We start from the raw sequence: 17,402 nt of genomic DNA on the forward strand, positions 1-17,402 counted from the left end.
TTATTTAAATAACGGCCATAGCCGACCTGGTCTTTCACCGAGATCAGACCACAACAAATCATTAAAAAAACTAACCGGTTAGTTCAATTTTTTCATATAAACAGCCATGGGCTGACTTGATCTATCAGCGCCCAGGCTCAGCCCACAACGAAATCAAGAAAGTAATTCGACATTTTATTGAGACTTTCTTATAAAAAATAGGGTTAAGCATATGCTGCATTATACCTGCTGGCTTGGCCCTGTCTTTGCGTTGCAGCAAGGTTTAACTAATTTTTTAAAAAAAATAATAAAACTTAGGGCAGGAAGAAGAAATATTTCCAAAGGAATAATTTGAGGATAGTATTAATTATTGTTTACAAAAGCTTCCAGGGCCTTAGGATCGGTAATCGTGACACTTTGACGAGAGGATTTTAGCCAGCCGCTTTTTTCCCAATCACTTAAAATACGGCTGACTGTAAACATTGAGGCGCCGATATGGTCCGCGATATTCTGCCGGCTCAAAGGAATATCAATGTACACCCCGTTTCCCTTTTTCCGGCCTGTATTGGTCATAAGGCTGATCATGAATTTTGCGATGCGCAAGGGGGCCTGCTCCGAACATAGTTCCATATAGCGTTGTTGCAAGGCTTCCAGACGTTCGAAAAGCAGAGTGATCAAGTCCAGAGACATTTCTGGACATTTCTGGACGATTTCAAAAAAGCCATTTCTGTCCCAGGAAATGACTTCTGTCTCTTTTATTGCCTGGGCTGTCACTGGATAAACGCCACCTTTAAGGACAATGGGGGTGGCCGTCATTTCCCCGGAAGAGATATAACGAAGAATGACTTCCCGGCCTCGAACATTGAGTTTTGACAGCTTCAGACATCCTTCAACCACCAGATAGCATCTTGTGGCAGGCTCCCCTTCGTGAAATAGATACCCCTTAGGTGAAATGCGTTTATTTATACCATATTTAAGAACATCCCTGTAGTTGTGGGAAAGCAGTGTCTTAAAAAAATGTGGATCAGGTTCTTTCTTTAATTGCAATGCTTTTTCCTTTGTACTTGGGAGTATCAGCCTACACATCAGTGTGTGTTTAGCATTGTTCTTATTACATAATAATGTTTGAAATAAAAGAAATTGTTTTATAATTGTCCAATTAACATAGATCAAGGTCTCACAAAAAAAGCGAAAACTTGATTTATATCAATGAAACAACTCGCTATCTTTGATAAGAAAGATTAAGAATAGCAACTCAAAGAAATGGCATTAAATGAAAATAACACCATTATTAACCAAACGCTTTATCCAGATATTCTTTTCAGGTATTGTTGTTTTTATCGGTATCAGATTTTATTTGTTTGTCTCCTGTCTTGAAAACGGGGGAATCCCCGGGTTTGAAAGGCCTGCCGGAGTTGAGGCGTTTTTACCCATTAGTGCCCTTGTGAGCCTGAAACACTGGCTTTATTCCGGTACCATTAATTCAATTCATCCATCAGCACTTGTGCTGTTCCTTATCATCTGTGCCACTGCAGTCTTTGCAAAAAAAGGGTTTTGCAGTTGGGTCTGCCCGATTGGCTTCTTGTCAGAAGGTGCAGCCAAACTGAACAGGAAACTGTTCAAAAAACCGCTGAAGCTGCCGCTCGTTTTTGACCTTTTATTACGCTGTTTAAAGTATCTGGTTGCCGGTTTTTTTATCTACCAGATCTTCTATAAGATGCCGGGCCGCAGTATAGAGCAGTTTATTCATAGTCCCTATAATCAATTTGCCGATATCAAGATGCTCAAATTTTTTACGGATATGTCCACAACGGCTTTCATTGTTATCGTTGTGCTGGCTTGCTTGACAATCATTATTCGAAATTTCTGGTGCCGGTACCTGTGTCCATATGGTGCTTTGCTTGGGATCATCGGATTTTTCAGCCTGGGAAAAGTTCATCGGCACCCTTCCCATTGCGTCGATTGTGGTAAGTGTGAGACCGTCTGTCCCGGCAACATTGCCATTCGGCAGAAAACATGGATCAATTCTCTTGAATGCTCGGCGTGTATGAGCTGTATTGAAGCCTGCCCGGAAAAACAAGCGTTGCATTTTGAGTTGCTTCCCAGCCGCAAGCCCTTGGGGGCTATGGTTATGGCAATATTTTTCGTATTAATTTTTACAGCAGGTATTACCATTGCCAGATTGACCGGACACTGGCAGAACGACATTCCACTTCAGGTATATTTGCAGTATACTGCTCCTAAGGCTCCGCCAGCTAAAACGTTTGATCACATCAGTCCGGAAAAAATGGAGCGGATGATCCTGATGATGAACCAAGTCCAGGCGCAGAAGATGCAAAATTTACAAAAATCAGAGAAGCCTGAAAAATAACGGTTCCGGGGATATGCTGAACACGGCGATGGCAGTGATTTCCCTTCCAAGGCACAAAAAATTTTAACATCTTTTCCTGTAAAATCTGAGCCGATAATTAGGGCGTCAATCCGGTTCAAAAAGCCAACGGCCATTTGCCGCCATAGACTTTGAATGAAGGCATTGTTAAGGTTAAACCAATGAAATGTATTAATATATTATAGCGGAAAGATAGATACTATATGAAGGATAAGATACGCATTAAAGTCATTGACAGGCTGGGCAAAAAAGGTTGCCACAGAGGACATAAATTAGGCGATTGTTTTGATTTTGACTCGGAAAGAGGAAATCTATGCCCTATGGCAATGCACTGCGCCTTCCCATATATTGACATTTTAAGATACGGCGGCAAACTACCGTTAAGCCGAGAGGGAGATATTCGTTTTTGCTGCTCTGATGCAGACACAGCTCTGGTTTTTAAGTTAGAAATTGTAAAACCGGGGAGGTAGGATTCAAACAGCCCCTACCTCTCCATGTATGCTGGATAAACTGGATTTTTCATCCGCCGTTTTTTTATTCATTGATGATCTCCTTTCATTTATTTTGCATAGCCCTGGATCCTGCTTTGATTTCCCTCTCTGCTACCTTGGTGCCGTCAGTCAACGCCGATGAAGGATAGAGAATAACCCGGTCACCCAGCTCTAAACCGCTGGAGACCTGTGCCTCGATACCATTATTTTGTCCGATCTCTACCCGTCGAAAAGTTGCTTTCCCGTCTATGACCTGAAAAACTGCCCAGTCTCGACCAGCCCGAAAAAGTGCACTGGAAGGGACAACCAGGGCGTCCGCCTTCTCCCAGACGACGATTTTTGCTTCAACACGAAAGCCATGGCCGAGTTTTTTCCATGTTTGCTGCGGGTCAGTGAACCGGATAATGGTATTGACCCGTTGTTCTTCCACGCCCAGGGCGGAAACCTTGGTGAAGCCCCAGGGCTCAATACGTTGGACAATACCTTCCAGGTTGCCTGGACCACCCCAGCCTAAAAAAATAACCCGATTACCGGGGGAAACCTGCACGGCATCGGAAGACAACAGTTCAACCACTACCTCAAGATCACTTTCTACGTTGCCAATTTCCACGATAGGGGTGCCTGCGGCCAAGGTCGATGCACTTTCCTGCAAAAGACGAAGCACCTGACCATTTACCGGCGCATAAAGAGAAAAAACTTTTTCTGTCCTATCGCCTGGATGGTCCGCTACGCCATTATCGTTTTGACTAATCAAACGGGCACGAGCATTATCAATTTCTGCCTCCCGCATGGTAATAGTCGCTTGAGCCGCCTGGAGAGCCGCCTCGGCGACATACGCTTGCCGTAAGGCAAGATCGAGTTCTGACTGGCTCATTACATTGGATTTCTGAAGGTGGCGTGTGCGGCGCAGTTCAACTTCCGCCAGTTTTTTATCCGCGACGGCTTTATTGCGATCGGCGTGGGCAGTCCTCAATACAGCTTCGGCTGTGGCTATTGCCGCCCTGATTTCCGCCACGGTTCTGACATCAAGCGGCGGAGCTATTTCCGGCAACATTTCAGCGACCACACTCTTTTTTCCTATGACTTGATCCCCAGGCTCAACATGTACTCGCAAAATGCGGCCGGCAACAGGAGTTGAGACAATATAAGCGTCATGCACGCGGGTCTTCCCCTCTTCGTCAATGGTGATGACCAGATGATTGCGTACCACTTCACCCATATCCACCATCAATGGACGCGGCCAGAAAGCGAAAGTCAGCAAGGCCACGATCAAAATAAGGATGCTGATCGTTAAATAATTTCTGGAATTCTTCTTGGCCATGTCCGCTACTCCCTCGTTTTAAGAGCGGAAACGAGATCCGCCCTGTCCATATCATGTTTAACAAGCCAGCCGGAGATTATCGTTGCGGCAATCACCGCAAATGCCGCAGCCCCATAACTTTCCGGCGAAAAAATGGCGGGTATCTGGTAAAGATCTGAGCTGAACCCGGCGGCAATGGCAAAAGACAGATAATAGCCGATAAGCGATCCGACAGGCAGAGCTACAATGGTGATGACGGCCAGTTCCCCAAGAAGAACAAAGGCCACCTCCCCTTTGGTAAAGCCAATTACCCGCAGGCTTGCCAGATCCCGGGCGCGTTCGGCATAGGCAATCCGTGCGGCATTATAAATGATGCCGAAGGTGATCACCCCGGCTATTGCGGCCATGACAAAGCGCATCATGCCCGCACCCGTATCCATTTGCTTCTGGAAGGCGGCTCGTGCGTTCTTTTTCACGCTTACTCCGGCAACCGTTGGCATGTCTTTCAGGGTCCGGTAAATCTTACCCTCCATCATGCCATCGATGCGCAGGTAGGCTCCGGAAATTCGGTTTGGCTCATGCAGTGCACGGTTCAGCACCTCCATCTCTATAAAGGCGGGTGAACCCAGGAGAGTCTCGGCGACACCGGCAACAGGAATGGAGATTATCGGCCGCCGGCCCTCGCGTACCTCAACCGTCAGTACCTCTCCAGGATAAATAGCCAGAATATCAGCCAGGGCCTGCGCTAAAATGATGCCGCCTTTGCCTAAGTGGATAGTAGCCAGTTCACTGTCCACGGCCCGGTTCAGGCGTGGCAAGGGGACCAAGCCATTGACTGCGCCGCGATGACTCTGCAGACCGTGTCGGAATATTACCGGGACGATACGTATCGGTTCCACTTCAATGACACCCGGAATGCGCTGCAGCTCGAAGACGGCCTTGTTCGACACTGCTTCATTGAAGGTAACAGTCACATCACTGCGATCAATCGCGGTAAAGGTTTGCTCGACCGTTTGGTCAAAGCCCGCCATAATCCCGATCATCGCCACCGATAAGGCCATGCCCGCCGCTATGCCGATCATCGCACCAATCATTCTTCCCGGCTGACGGGTCAAACGGCGCAACACCATCCTGCTGGGTTGGTCGAGAACGAAATTCAGTGCCTGGCCGAAACGACCGGTGCGACTATAGTCCGGGGGAGCAGGCGGGCGCATGGCCGATGCCGGGGTGAGGGCGAAGACCCGGCGCAGTACAAGGAGCCCACCGGCCGACGCGGCCCCCACGCTCACCAGAAAACCGGTCACGAAAGAGGCGGGATCAAGCTGGAATATCAAAAAAGGAAATTTGTAATACTCCAGATACAGATTAATCATCGCCCGACCGGCAGCGATGCCAAAGAGACAGCCGGCAGCAGCACCTCCGGCGGCGATGGCAATTATCAACTTGAAATAGTGCGAACCAACCTCAAAATCAGTATAACCAAAAGCCTTGATGAGGCCTATCTGTTCCCGTTCGGACTCCACCAGGCGGGAAATAACAATGTAGAGCAGGAAGGCTGCGACAGCCAGAAAGATCGGCGGGACACTGGTGCTGCTTGCCCGCAGGCCGTCGATTTCTTCACTGACGAAACGGTTGGAGGTCTGATCCTCCCTGCCGTAGGCTCCCAGCCCGCCGTAGGATTCGAGAATCCGATCGGCGGCATCGAGTACTGCGGGAAGACGGGCGTCAAGTCCGACAGACAGGAGTGCTTCGTTAAAGGCCCCTTCCATATCATAGGCGGCGGCAAGCGCTGTACGGCTCATCCAGATGACGCCAAACCTGGCATTGTCGGTTATCAGCTCGCCAGGTGCGGTGGTGTAGAGAAATTCCGGTGCCTGGGCGAGGCCGACAATACGCAGGCTGCGCCTTTTGCCGTTCATGGTGACGGACAGGCTGTCGCCGGGACGCAGCTCGTTTGCCGCAGCAAAACTCTTCAAGAGCAGAATTTCGTCGGCGTGATCGCTCTCCAGCCTGCGCCCATCGGTCAGGTAGATATCGTTTAAGCGCGGGGTGCCGAAATCCGGCAGTGAAACCGCCTGGGCCTGCAACGGCAGATCGCGGCCGGGCAGGTCAATCAGAGCGCTGCCGACAACCCGTCCTTCGGCGGAAGAGACACCTGGGATTGCGGCAAGATCGGTAATCCGGTGTTCAGGAACGCGATTAACCGGAACGAATACATCGGCAAGGCGATATCGTTCATAATAGGTACGCCGCGTTTCATCCAGTGACGTAACGAGTCCGGTCATCATGACCAGCAGCAGCACGCCAACGGCGATGACGGCACCAATGGCCACCGCCTGGCCCTTAATGCGCCAGAGGTCGCGCACCAGCTTGCGGTTGAGTGAATTCATCGACCGGTCACCATTCGATATCTTCGGGGCCCAGTTTAGTCTTGTTGACGACAATCTCACGAATGGCGCCATCAGCAAAATGGATAACCCGATCCGCCATATCAGCAGTGGCGGCGGCATGTGTGACGATAAGCACCGTTGCGCCGAGGGTTTCGTTTATGTCTTTTAATACCTGCAGCACAGTTCGTCCGGTGGTGCTGTCAAGCGCCCCGGTGGGTTCATCGCAGAACAGCACCGTTGGTTGCTTGGCCACCGCCCGGGCAATGGCGACCCGCTGCTGTTCGCCACCGGAAAGCTGAGAGGGAAAATGGTCGGCCCGATCACGTAGCCCGACCAGTCCAAGTGCTTCTTCCGGATCCATGGGATCGCTTGCTATTTCAGTCACCAGTTCAACATTTTCATGGGCGGTAAGGCTGGGCATCAGGTTATAAAATTGAAAGACGAAGCCGACATGGTCACGCCGGTACCTGGTCAGCTGCTCATCAGTCATATCACTGAGTTCCTGGTCCTGAAAAAAAACAGTCCCCTCTGATGCCCGGTCCAGACCACCGATGATGTTGAGCAGGGTTGATTTTCCGCTGCCGGAGGGGCCGAGCAGCACAACCATTTCACCACTTGGAATCTCCAGGTCGACCCCGCGCAGGGCATGCACGGCCGCCGCCCCCTCACCGTAGATTTTGGTGAGGGCTTTGGTGGTGAATGCCGGTAAAGATTTTTTTAGTGGTTGGTCCTGCACAATAATTTCCTTCGATGTCTTTACATCTGATAGGCCCAGTGGAAGCGAGGCTGTCATGAGAGGCAAAGTAGATTATACCTCATTAATATCCTTGGCAATCAACGACTTGACGATCTCTTCAGTGACAGGCTTTGTGCCTATCTTGTAAGCCTCTTCTCAATATATTCCCTTTTGCTGGCCACAATACCATCCATGGTAAAAATATCAGCACGAGATCCAATTTCCTCTAAAATTGGCCGTTGTAAATCGCATTTCAACTTTGGGTGGCCGGCTATCAGTATCGAGAGACATCCACCATCCATATTGATGGTTTCAAATAATCGTACTTTTCTTGATCATTCCTTTCGGCGGCTTGAGGTATCCATAGGGAGTATCCACGCCATGTATTTCCAAAATCCTGATAATTTCAGCTGTCGAGAGCCTGTGCCCCTTTCTATTGCTTGATTTAATCTTTATCGCCGCGATCACCTCACAGTATTTTTTCAAATCCTTTTTTTCGATGGATCTGGGATTGCCGTAATCAGATCTTCGAAGCGATTTGGGTTTTTTACGTTCCCGCAATCGCCTGTAGACCGTGTTTATAGAAACGCCATAAAGATCAGCAAATTCAATGATGGTTTTTTTTCTCTCTGAACTCCTGAAAGGCAGTGGTTCAATTGGATTGATTAATTCGAACAATCGTTCTTCAGGAATCCTTTTTTGAGGCATTGCTTTATCCAATATCCGGCATAGAAACATACCGGTACAATGTAGCCCTTGAAATATTCAAGGTTTTACAAATATCATTTATTTTCATATTTTTATCGGCATGTAATTTCTTTGCCGATAACACTTTCGGGTTATCCGGACGGATCGGCTTGCGGCCGCCAACAATCCCGCGGGATCTCGCGGCGGATAATCCAGACTTTGTTCTTTCCCGGATCAGTTCCCGTTCAAATTGGGAAAGAGCTGCAAAAATATTGAAAACAAGTTCACCGGATGCAGATGTTGTATCAATAACACCGTCATGCAGCGATTTAAAACCGATACCCCTGGATTTAAGATCATTAATAATGGTAACCAAATGCGGCAGAGATCTGCCCAATCTGTCCAATCGCCAGACAACCAAAGTGTCTCCCTTTTTAAGGGACTGCAAACATTCTTCTAACCCTGGTCTTTTACTTTTGGCACCACTGGCAATATCGAAAAAAACGTGGACGCAATTATAAGAGTTCAGTTCATGAACTTGAGATTGTAGATTTTGGTCACCCGTACTTATTCTGGCATAGCCTATAATTCGTCCCATATGCTGCTCCTTGAACCTAATAGTCTCATCTATTTTTGGCATTGTCAAGATAATGTGATTTTGATTTTTAAGACTTAATTTGAGACATAAAGAGGGTTGTTTTTTCGTTTTAAATAGCCAGAATAAGATCAGTACCATCAAACGAGCGTTTTTTGAGACTTAATAAAAAGCTGAAGTTTCCTGAAAATTAGAATCGGTTTGAGAAAGCCTCAAGATGCAGTTGGCATGGAAATTGAGTTTCATTTTTCATGCCAAATTTAAACGGTTTATTGAAATAACATGCTGAATTTATTTAAAATAATCGATAAATAGATCTTGGAAGGTAGGCGCTCCTATGGTATATTTTAATTGGCTAATTAATTGAAATTAATCGGAGCGGAGTAGCGGAGGGGTCGGACCAAGCAAATTATTGCAACCTATTGTTAATAAAAAGGAAAATTTTTAAATATTCAATAAAACAGCTCTTAGCGGCTTTGTTTTGACACCAAAATAAACCTTTTTAAGGGTGATTTATATCATGAGAACATGATATAAACAATTAACATGGCTCGCGCAAATCGACATTTTCTATCTGGATACGCATGGCATATAACTCATCGCTGCCATAATAAAGAATTTTTGCTTAAGCTGGTTAAAGATCGACAACGCCTATTATACTGGTTCTTCCAGGCAAAAAAGAGATATGGGCTTTGTATTTTAAATTACATTATTACCTCGAATCACATTCATCTGCTTGTTTATGATAAAGGCCGCAGTCCAGATCATATCCCAAGATCAATACAATTAATTGCAGGAAGAACGGGACAAGAATATAACCAACGGAAAAATCGTAAAGGTGCCTTTTGGGAAGATCGATATCATGCCACAGCAGTGCAAGATGATTCTCACTTAATAAAATGCATCAACTACATTGACTTGAATATGGTTCGTGCCGGGGTTGTGGATCATCCAATAAAATGGAAGCAATCTGGTTTTAATGAAATCCAAAATCCCCGCAAAAGATATGGATTAATAAATTATGATTTTCTGATGAAACTGTTAGGTTTTTCCGATTACGATTCGCTAAAAACGGCTCATAATCAATGGATTGAGTTGGCTTTAGATCAAACAAACAAAAAAGATCCTGCGTGGACAAGAAGTATTGCTGTTGGGGATAAACAATTTATAGAAAAGACCAAAGCACTTCTTGGGGACAAGGCCAAAGGACGCGAAGAAATTAAATCAGGAACTGGGTTTGAACTAAAAGAAGAACAAGCACCTTATGGGAATTTTGAATTAGATTTCGATAATAAGTTTTATTGGGATATAGACGATTTTCTTAGAAAGCCCTTTTTGATATCAAAATAGCCCTTCTAAGAGGCTGAAACGGTAGGTAAATCAAATTATTATTTATAATATTAAATAATTAGGTTGTCTTGCTTGGTCCGACCCCAAAATACAAAATACACAAAATACCAAAATAAAAATAAAATGTGACCCAAAATAAAATGTGAGCCCAGGAGCTAACAGAGCAACGTATAATCAGAGCCCAAAATCGGAATTATTCCGAGCCGTTACAGGTAGTATATCCGCAACATTAAGCGAAAAAGGGGATGCTATGAACAAATCAACCGCAGCAAAAAACCGTCCGTTAAAGATCAGCCCGGAGCAAACCGTCCGCGAACTGGTGGTACAGCACCCTCAGCTGCGTTCGGAGTTGGAAAAGCTTGGGATCGACTATTGCTGCGGTGGACTGCACCCTCTGTCCGCCGCGGTGCAGGCGGCCGGGCTGAAATGGCGCACGGTTGAAGACAAACTGAAACAGGCCTGGAGTTCCGCGCAAAAAGAGGAACCTGCGACGGACTGGAATGCGGCCACGCTCACCGTCTTGACCGACCATATTCTCGATAAGCACCACGCCTTCACAAAGGAACAGCTATTGCGTCTCGACGGACTGCTGCAGAAGGTTCAGCGCGCTCACGGCGAAAAACACGGCGAGCTGCTGAATCAGCTGCGGCAACTGTTTGACGGGCTCGCTGAAGAACTCTCGGCGCACCTGCTGAAAGAGGAGCAGATTCTCTTCCCAGCCATCAAGGGCATTGATGCCTTTATGTCGGGAACCGGCCCTCGGCCGGTCGTCCACTGCGGAACAATTGAAAACCCGATTCGGCAGATGATGCTGGAGCATGATCACGCGGGGAATGTCTTGGTAGACATCCGCAAGCTGACCGGAAATTACCGGCTTCCCGCCGATGGGTGCCGGACCTTTGCGGCGCTCTACGACGGACTTCAGGCTTTGGAGGCCGACCTGCACGAGCACATTCATCTGGAGAACAACATCCTGTTCCCGAAAAGCACGGCGCAGGAAGCGATGATCAATTCCTGATCCCGGAGTCGAGCGTTTGGTGGGGCCTTTTCCGGTAAGGATGAGTAACATATAGAATACAGGAGGCATTTAATGAATCGAAACATAGCACAGAATATTAGGGTGTGGCCCAACTTTTACATAAGATGATTGTTTAATTTGACAAAGCAGGCTTAAAATTAAGCCGTTATCAAATTTTATGAAAATACAAATCAATATTCTAGCCTAATTTCTTACAATAGACATTTGAGAAGAGTGATCGAAATAACATTCTGTGCAGTCCGATGAAGGTGAACAACCAGGCTAAAAGTGCTAAATAGATAAAATAGTGGGGGATTAGCATTAGAAATCTGAAATCAAGAGCGTCGGCCAGCTGATAGGTGCAGGTCGTGTACATTCCTAACGGGAAGACCATTCCCCAGTATTGAGGTTCATACTTGATCCGCACACGACGGACAACCAGTTTCCAAATCTCAAGAATAAATAAAAACGGAATCCACGAATAAGTGGCTCCCCGGGGACAACCACGGGGTTCGTGGTTGGGATAACCTTATCCGCAATCCGGATAATCCGTATTCTGAGTTTCCCAAACCAGGATGCCATTTTTAACATAGACATCCCAGGAACAGGACCCGGTGCAGTTGACGCCATGGGTGGAGCGGACTTTTTTACTGCTTGCACTGAGAGTTTTTATTTAAAAGCTTTATGATCTTCATCATTCGTCTATTTTTGCTTTTAAATCAAACACTTTTTTTGGGATAAGAAGACGCTTTTTGTCAAAAAAAATATACTGAATCAATAAAAGTCCTCAAAGACCGGAATTTGAGAATCTGCGGTCCTAACACCAAACCAGTCCTAATTTAAAGGGACTTTAAAACGCATCTGTCATACGTCCTGAGAATTGGCCTGGGCCGACAAGGAGTTACAACTGTTTTTTAAAAAAACGGGTTGACAAATCCCGCACAAGGGCTAAATTGATAGTAATCAATTACTCACTTTTATGGAGATTCAGATGAGCGCATCAAACAAATATCTTCCGGCTGAAGAACGACGGGCGGTGACGGTAGAGGCGGTGGTCGAGTTGGCTGGTGAACAAAACCCGAGCGAGATTACCACGGCTGCCATAGCCAAACGCATGGGATTGACTCAGGGTGCACTTTTTCGTCATTTCAAAAACAAGGATGCCATCTTACAGGCGGTTATGGAATGGACGACCGAACGGTTAATGTCCCGCATCGAAAAAGCAGTACACGCAGAATCCTCTCCCCTTGCCGCACTAAAAGGCATGTTTATGGCGCATGTGGGCTTTATAACAGAGCATCCCGGTATTCCACGCATGTTGTTTGGTGAATTGCAACGCTCGGAAGAAACTGCGCCCAAGAGAATGGTGCAAACGCTCATCCGCCGTTATACGGAGCACCTCAATCGTTTGTTTGAACAGGGAAAAACCTGCGGTGAGCTTGATGGAAAGCTTGATAACGAGGCTGCGGCTTCCCTCTTCATCGGCACCATTCAAGGATTGGTCATGCAATCGTTGATAACCGGAGATGTGGGCCATATGCGCCGCAATGCGCCGAAAGTATTTACCATATATCAAAGGGGCATCAGGAGGGCATCATGAAAAAACTGCCTTTAAAAAAACGGTCATTGGCACTGATAGCGGTACTTGTTCCTCTGCTTGCTCTTTTTATCTATGTGGCCTTGCGTTCCGGGCCGCTTGCGCCGGTATCCGTTGTATTGGCCACGGTCGAGAATAAGAGCCTCTCACCGGCACTATTCGGCATCGGAACCATTGAGGCCCGTTACACCTACAAGATTGGTCCAACGGTTGCGGGGCGAGTCAAACGCCTGGACGTACACGTAGGTGATCGTGTCAAGGCTGGCCAAGTGCTTGGTGAAATGGACCCGGTGGATCTTGATGAACATATCCGGGCTCAGGATGCCACGCTGAAACAAGCAGCCGCTCAATTAAACGAAGCGCAGGTGCGTCGGGATTATGCGCAGACACAGGCTTTGCGTTACGAGCAGTTACTTCAAGCGCGGTCCACCAGTGAGGAAGTGGTAGCCACTAAGCAACACGACCTGTTGGTTGCAAAAGCGGGGCTGACTGCAGCACAAGAGGAGCTATCCCGTTTACGTGCCGAACGGGAGGCGTTAGCGGCGCAGCGCAATAACCTGTCTCTTATTTCGCCAGTTAACGGCCTGGTCGTTTCGCGTGATGCCGAACCGGGAACTACCGTGGTCCCAGGTCAGGCTGTCGTGGAACTGATCGATCCGGACACCCTCTGGGTCAATGTCCGCTTCGATCAGATTCGTGCGCAGGGTCTCGCCCCAGGCCTATCCGCCCAGATCGTATTACGTTCCCAGGCAGGGGAACAAAAGGCCGGACGTGTACTGAGGATCGAACCCCTGGCAGATGCGGTAACAGAAGAAACCCTTGCCAAGGTTGTCTTCGATCAAATTCCTGATCCACTGCCGCCTGTCGGCGAACTGGTCGAAGTCACGGTCACCTTGCCGACCCTTGGGGCAACGCCGATTGCCCCCAATGCCGCCATCCACCACCTTGACGGCAGACTGGGCGTGTGGCAGGTCACCCATGACGATCTTCACTTTACACCCGTTTCACTGGGGATTGCCGATTTGGAGGGCCGTGTGCAAATACAAAAAGGGCTCAAGGCGGGTGACCGGATAGTGGTCTACAGCGAAAACACCTTGAATGCGCACAGCCGGATTCACATCGTTGACCATATTCAGGGGGTGACGCAATGATCAGTTTAGCAGGACGCGACATCATGCACTCCTGGGGAAAGTTCGTCTTTACCGGTATGGGTCTTGGGCTGCTCATCGGCATCACACTGTCCATGGCGGGGATTTATCGTGGTATGGTGGACGATGCCAAAGTGTTGCTCGACAACAGCGGTGCTGATCTCTGGGTGGTACAGAAGGACACCCTTGGGCCCTACGCTGAGTCATCAAGTCTCTACGATGATATCTGGCGTGGGATTCGAGGCATGGCGGGGGTGGAACGGGCGGCAAACATCACTTATCTCACCATGCAGGTGGGCAAACAAGAGGGTGACGTGCGTGCCATGGTTACCGGCGTCACGCCCGGCGGGCCAGGAACACCCGGTTGGCCACCCCATCTCATTGCGGGTCGCCAGATTACCCGAAGCCATTACGAGGCTGTTGCCGATATCGCTTCCGGATTTAAACTGGATGAACGTATCCAGATCCGCCGTAACCAGTACACCGTAGTCGGGCTGACCAGGAGGATGGTCTCTTCCAATGGAGACCCGATGGTGTTCATTCCGCTTAAAGATGCCCAGGAAGCCCAGTTTCTCAAGGATAATGACGCCATCCGAGGGCAGCGTCGACGCACGGCCGAGAACCCTGCCCTCAATCCCCTGCTTGATGCGGTTATTGCCTCGCAAACCACCAACCCTTACGTCAATGCGATTTTAGTGCAGGTTGAAGCAGGCCATGACCCGGAAAAAGTCGCTGGGTCGATCCGTCGCTGGAAGCGCTTAACCGTCTACACCCGCAGCCAGATGGAGGAGATTCTGGTTGGTAAGCTGATCGCTACCTCCGCCAGACAGATCTTCATGTTCCTGGTAATCCTTTCGATTGTCAGCTCTGCCATTGTCGCCTTCATCATCTACACCCTGACGCTCGGGAAAATTCGTGAAATTGCCGTCTTAAAACTACTCGGCACCAGGAACCGCACCATTGTCGGCCTGATCATGCAACAGTCCATCGCCCTGGGTTTGATCGGCTTTGTGGTGGGCAAGATCTCGGCAACTTTATTAATGGCGCCAATCTTTCCCAAATATGTACTGCTGCAACCGCTCGACTCCGTTATGGGTTTTATGGCCGTGGTCATAATCTGCGTACTATCGAGCATTATCGCCATTCGTGCCGCGCTCAGGGTCGATCCGGCCGAGGCCATAGGGGGATGACATGACAGCAAAAGGTATTCGTATTGAGGGGGTAAAAAAACGTTATGGCAGCGGAGATACTGCCGTTGATGCCCTGAAGATGGTCAACATGCACGTTGCGCCGGGTGAAGTTGTTGGACTGATAGGTCCTTCTGGATCTGGCAAAAGTACGCTCCTTAAATGTTTGGGCGCGGTGATCGAGCCGACCGCCGGAAAAATGATACTCGGAGATGACATCATTTATGACGACGGCTGGAAGGTCAAAGATCTTCGTGCCTTGCGGCGGGACCGGATCGGCTTTGTATTCCAGGCACCTTATCTGATTCCCTTCCTCGACGTCACCGACAACGTCGCCCTTCTGCCCATGCTGGCGGGAATGCCAAACACCGAGGCGCGTAAACGGGCAATAGAATTGTTTAAAGCGCTTGATGTGGAACATCGCGCCAAGGCCATGCCCTCTCAACTCTCTGGTGGAGAACAGCAACGCGTGGCTATTGCACGGGGACTGGTCAATCGTCCCCCGGTAATACTGGCGGATGAACCGACCGCTCCGCTGGATAGCGAGCGCGCCCTGGCTGTAATCCGAATATTGAACGACATGGCTCAAAAATTCGAGACCGCCATTATTGTCGTCACCCACGATGAAAAAATCATTCCCACCTTTAAACGCATATATAACATCCGTGAAGGGGTGACCTATGAAGAAGAAGGTGAAGGACGTGTTTTCAAATGAGGTTAATCCAGAAAGGCCATTTAGAAAAACCTTCAAGGAGCATTTTTATGGAAAATAATAATAAGATTGTTCATTATGCCTTAATAGGAGTGTGTCTTCTGACGTTTGCGGGATGTGCTGTTGGGCCTGACTTCCAGCGTCCAGCCCCCCCTGATGTGACTGGTTATACGTCCACCCCGCTGGCTGCAAATTTAAATTCCTCCCCCACCATGCTGGGTGATCCACAAAACATTATTAAAGAAGAACGCTTAAATAAATATTGGTGGCGAGCGATGGGCTCCGAACAACTAGAAACGCTCATCTGTGAAGCCCTGGAACATAACCCAACCCTGATGGCGGCAGAGGCTACCTTACGTCAGGCGCAGGAACTTTATGCGGCGAAGGCTGGTTCGACACTTTATCCCCAGGCTGACGCCAACCTCACCGGCCAGCGCCAGAGATTCAACCCCAATTCATCGGGGCTGACCGACGACGCCAGGGAATTCGGTCTTTACAACGCCGGCGTAGGCGTTACATATACATTTGACCTGGCCGGAGGTAATCGTAGGGCGTTGGAAGCTCTGGCCGCCCGAAGCGATTATCAGCAGTTCCAATTAGAAGGCGCTCGCTTAACACTGGTGGCAAATATCGTAACAACGGCTATTACTCAGGCAAGCCTGAAAAGGCAGACTGAAATTATAGAAAACATCTTAAAGTCGCAGGAAAATCAACTCGAACTTACCCTGGAACGTATCCGTCTTGGTCATAAAGAACCGGACGATGCGTTGGCCTTGCAAACACAGTTGGAGCAAACGCGCGCCAAAATACCGCCGTTACATTATCAACTTCAACAGAACGAACATTTTTCAGCCGTTCTTGTCGGTAAAGCTCCAGGCGAGGGCCTGCTGCCGTCGTTTACCCTGGAGGATTTCACCTTGCCGCCGGAGTTGCCGCTGTTAATCCCCTCTGAACTGGTACATGCAAGGCCGGATATTCTCGGCGCTGAAGCGCTGCTGCATGCCTCTAATGCAGAATACGGGGTTGCAATATCGAAACTATATCCCCAACTCAACCTTAATGCCGATCTTGGATCCCAGGCTCTGACGACCGGTGCGTTGTTCGGCGGTGGTTCTGCTGTTTGGAGTCTGGTGGGGCAGCTGACACAACCCCTGTTCAATCCGGGCTTGCCCGCTGAAAAGCGAGCGGCTCTTGCGGCCTTTGATACGGCTGCGGCAAACTACCAGTCCGTTGTTCTGGAAGCGCTTCGCAACGTGGCTGATGCATTGCGAGCACTGGAGAATGATTCAAAAAGACTGGAGGCTCTTTCTGCCGCTGATTTCGCTTCTGAAAAGTTTTTAGAGTCAACACAGCGTCGGTATAGGCTTGGAGCAGCCAGCTATTACGATCTGCTTATCGCACAACAGCAACGCCTTCAGACCGAACTCGATCTAACAGAAGGCCAAGCCAAACGGCTGGTTAACACTGCCGTTTTTTACCAGGCAATGGGCGGCGGTTTAAACGGCATTACCGAAAGCACTGGCGATGTGTTGGAGGCTCAAAGCGCGGAGCGGAGCGCCTCGCGATAGTTCTGGAGGATCTGGCGGGGATGATGGCTGCGCCGTTCGGATGTTTGATGGGGGCCCCGCACTCCAGAACGGCACCGATGTTCACCATGTATTCCCCGTCCTTGTTGACGACTCCACGAAGAAGGCCGACAACTGCCTTGTTCGCCATGATCTTCTGGATGATGGCGTTGACGAGAAAACCGGTGTCGATGAGCGCCTTGCTCAAACCTTTACGCTCAATGGTACTCTCGGCAAGTTTCACGAGAGACTATCCGC

General features: G+C 48.7%; 17 protein-coding genes. 9 read left to right on the forward strand and 8 right to left on the reverse strand.

Features of this window, described 5'->3' with window-relative positions; translation table 11 throughout:
- Positions 1 to 342: 342 nt before the first annotated feature.
- The gene (locus EYB58_RS03215) at positions 343 to 1,026 is read right to left on the reverse strand and encodes a Crp/Fnr family transcriptional regulator (RefSeq protein WP_163354373.1); all 684 of its coding nucleotides are present in this window, start codon (positions 1,024 to 1,026) and stop codon (positions 343 to 345) included.
- A 226-nt stretch (positions 1,027 to 1,252) separates the two neighbouring features.
- On the opposite strand from EYB58_RS03215, the gene EYB58_RS03220 reads away from it, so the two are divergent.
- Together EYB58_RS03220 and EYB58_RS03225 are read left to right on the forward strand one after the other, a co-directional pair.
- Positions 1,253 to 2,350: a 4Fe-4S binding protein gene (locus EYB58_RS03220; protein WP_111955176.1), complete on the forward strand. Its 1,098-nt coding sequence runs from the start codon at positions 1,253 to 1,255 to the stop codon at positions 2,348 to 2,350.
- A 221-nt stretch (positions 2,351 to 2,571) separates the two neighbouring features.
- Positions 2,572 to 2,838 carry a TIGR04076 family protein gene (locus EYB58_RS03225; RefSeq protein WP_111955174.1) on the forward strand — a complete coding sequence of 89 codons (267 nt, stop codon included), beginning with the start codon at positions 2,572 to 2,574 and terminating at the stop codon, positions 2,836 to 2,838.
- 85 nt (positions 2,839 to 2,923) lie between these two features.
- Here the strand turns inward: EYB58_RS03225 and EYB58_RS03230 are convergent, their stop codons facing one another.
- The 5 genes from EYB58_RS03230 to EYB58_RS03250 all read right to left on the reverse strand — a co-directional run bounded on the left by EYB58_RS03230 (position 2,924) and on the right by EYB58_RS03250 (position 8,708).
- Positions 2,924 to 4,180, reverse strand: coding sequence for an efflux RND transporter periplasmic adaptor subunit (locus EYB58_RS03230; protein WP_111955172.1), 1,257 nt, complete (start codon positions 4,178 to 4,180; stop codon positions 2,924 to 2,926).
- A 5-nt stretch (positions 4,181 to 4,185) separates the two neighbouring features.
- Complete coding sequence (locus EYB58_RS03235) at positions 4,186 to 6,549, reverse strand: ABC transporter permease (RefSeq protein WP_111955170.1); 2,364 nt, start codon at positions 6,547 to 6,549, stop codon at positions 4,186 to 4,188.
- A gap of 7 nt (positions 6,550 to 6,556) precedes the next feature.
- Positions 6,557 to 7,285 (reverse strand): ABC transporter ATP-binding protein, encoded by a 729-nt coding sequence (locus EYB58_RS03240; RefSeq protein WP_242637535.1) that lies wholly within the window; start codon positions 7,283 to 7,285, stop codon positions 6,557 to 6,559.
- A 312-nt stretch (positions 7,286 to 7,597) separates the two neighbouring features.
- Positions 7,598 to 7,993 (reverse strand): hypothetical protein, encoded by a 396-nt coding sequence (locus tag EYB58_RS03245; protein ID WP_111955166.1) that lies wholly within the window; start codon positions 7,991 to 7,993, stop codon positions 7,598 to 7,600.
- Positions 7,994 to 7,997: 4 nt separating this feature from the next.
- Positions 7,998 to 8,708 carry a recombinase family protein gene (locus EYB58_RS03250; RefSeq protein ID WP_242637635.1) on the reverse strand — a complete coding sequence of 237 codons (711 nt, stop codon included), beginning with the start codon at positions 8,706 to 8,708 and terminating at the stop codon, positions 7,998 to 8,000.
- A 405-nt stretch (positions 8,709 to 9,113) separates the two neighbouring features.
- Between EYB58_RS03250 and EYB58_RS03255 the strand changes: the two genes are divergently transcribed.
- A complete protein-coding gene (locus EYB58_RS03255) occupies positions 9,114 to 9,917 on the forward strand; it encodes a transposase (RefSeq protein ID WP_111955162.1) in 804 nt (267 codons plus the stop codon).
- A 250-nt stretch (positions 9,918 to 10,167) separates the two neighbouring features.
- The gene (ric, locus tag EYB58_RS03260; protein WP_111955160.1) at positions 10,168 to 10,935 is read left to right on the forward strand and encodes an iron-sulfur cluster repair di-iron protein; all 768 of its coding nucleotides are present in this window, start codon (positions 10,168 to 10,170) and stop codon (positions 10,933 to 10,935) included.
- A 199-nt stretch (positions 10,936 to 11,134) separates the two neighbouring features.
- On the opposite strand, the gene EYB58_RS03265 is transcribed toward ric, so the two are convergent.
- Positions 11,135 to 11,410, reverse strand: coding sequence for an SLAC1 family transporter (locus EYB58_RS03265; RefSeq protein WP_341273390.1), 276 nt, complete (start codon positions 11,408 to 11,410; stop codon positions 11,135 to 11,137).
- Between the two features lie 516 nt (positions 11,411 to 11,926).
- On the opposite strand from EYB58_RS03265, the gene EYB58_RS03270 reads away from it, so the two are divergent.
- The 5 genes from EYB58_RS03270 to EYB58_RS03290 are packed head-to-tail and all read left to right on the forward strand — an operon-like array spanning position 11,927 to position 17,147.
- Positions 11,927 to 12,535: a TetR/AcrR family transcriptional regulator gene (locus EYB58_RS03270; protein ID WP_111955158.1), complete on the forward strand. Its 609-nt coding sequence runs from the start codon at positions 11,927 to 11,929 to the stop codon at positions 12,533 to 12,535.
- Positions 12,532 to 13,683 (forward strand): efflux RND transporter periplasmic adaptor subunit, encoded by a 1,152-nt coding sequence (locus EYB58_RS03275; protein ID WP_111955156.1) that lies wholly within the window; start codon positions 12,532 to 12,534, stop codon positions 13,681 to 13,683. Before EYB58_RS03270 ends, EYB58_RS03275 begins: the two co-directional genes overlap by 4 nt.
- Positions 13,680 to 14,870 carry an ABC transporter permease gene (locus EYB58_RS03280; RefSeq protein WP_111955154.1) on the forward strand — a complete coding sequence of 397 codons (1,191 nt, stop codon included), beginning with the start codon at positions 13,680 to 13,682 and terminating at the stop codon, positions 14,868 to 14,870. The genes EYB58_RS03275 and EYB58_RS03280 overlap by 4 nt, the downstream gene beginning before the upstream one ends.
- A gap of 1 nt (position 14,871) precedes the next feature.
- Complete coding sequence (locus EYB58_RS03285) at positions 14,872 to 15,582, forward strand: ABC transporter ATP-binding protein (protein ID WP_111955152.1); 711 nt, start codon at positions 14,872 to 14,874, stop codon at positions 15,580 to 15,582.
- A 47-nt stretch (positions 15,583 to 15,629) separates the two neighbouring features.
- Positions 15,630 to 17,147, forward strand: a complete 1,518-nt coding sequence (locus EYB58_RS03290) for an efflux transporter outer membrane subunit (RefSeq protein WP_111955318.1) — start codon at positions 15,630 to 15,632, stop codon at positions 17,145 to 17,147.
- Here the strand turns inward: EYB58_RS03290 and EYB58_RS03295 are convergent.
- Positions 17,086 to 17,388, reverse strand: a complete 303-nt coding sequence (locus tag EYB58_RS03295) for a hypothetical protein (RefSeq protein ID WP_242637537.1) — start codon at positions 17,386 to 17,388, stop codon at positions 17,086 to 17,088. The genes EYB58_RS03290 and EYB58_RS03295 overlap by 62 nt on opposite strands.
- Positions 17,389 to 17,402: the final 14 nt, after the last annotated feature.

It is taken from the genome of Desulfobacter hydrogenophilus (assembly GCF_004319545.1).
Classification (GTDB): domain Bacteria; phylum Desulfobacterota; class Desulfobacteria; order Desulfobacterales; family Desulfobacteraceae; genus Desulfobacter; species Desulfobacter hydrogenophilus.

Coding starts and splice junctions, on each gene's coding strand:
- EYB58_RS03220 (WP_111955176.1), top strand. CDS start 1,253: ATGAAAATAACACCATTATTAACCAAACGCTTTATCCAGATATTCTTT.
- EYB58_RS03225 (WP_111955174.1), top strand. CDS start 2,572: ATGAAGGATAAGATACGCATTAAAGTCATTGACAGGCTGGGCAAAAAA.
- EYB58_RS03230 (WP_111955172.1), bottom strand. CDS start 4,180: ATGGCCAAGAAGAATTCCAGAAATTATTTAACGATCAGCATCCTTATT.
- EYB58_RS03235 (WP_111955170.1), bottom strand. CDS start 6,549: ATGAATTCACTCAACCGCAAGCTGGTGCGCGACCTCTGGCGCATTAAG.
- EYB58_RS03245 (WP_111955166.1), bottom strand. CDS start 7,993: ATGCCTCAAAAAAGGATTCCTGAAGAACGATTGTTCGAATTAATCAAT.
- EYB58_RS03250 (WP_242637635.1), bottom strand. CDS start 8,708: ATGGTACTGATCTTATTCTGGCTATTTAAAACGAAAAAACAACCCTCT.
- EYB58_RS03255 (WP_111955162.1), top strand. CDS start 9,114: ATGGCTCGCGCAAATCGACATTTTCTATCTGGATACGCATGGCATATA.
- ric (WP_111955160.1), top strand. CDS start 10,168: ATGAACAAATCAACCGCAGCAAAAAACCGTCCGTTAAAGATCAGCCCG.
- EYB58_RS03270 (WP_111955158.1), top strand. CDS start 11,927: ATGAGCGCATCAAACAAATATCTTCCGGCTGAAGAACGACGGGCGGTG.
- EYB58_RS03275 (WP_111955156.1), top strand. CDS start 12,532: ATGAAAAAACTGCCTTTAAAAAAACGGTCATTGGCACTGATAGCGGTA.
- EYB58_RS03280 (WP_111955154.1), top strand. CDS start 13,680: ATGATCAGTTTAGCAGGACGCGACATCATGCACTCCTGGGGAAAGTTC.
- EYB58_RS03285 (WP_111955152.1), top strand. CDS start 14,872: ATGACAGCAAAAGGTATTCGTATTGAGGGGGTAAAAAAACGTTATGGC.
- EYB58_RS03290 (WP_111955318.1), top strand. CDS start 15,630: ATGGAAAATAATAATAAGATTGTTCATTATGCCTTAATAGGAGTGTGT.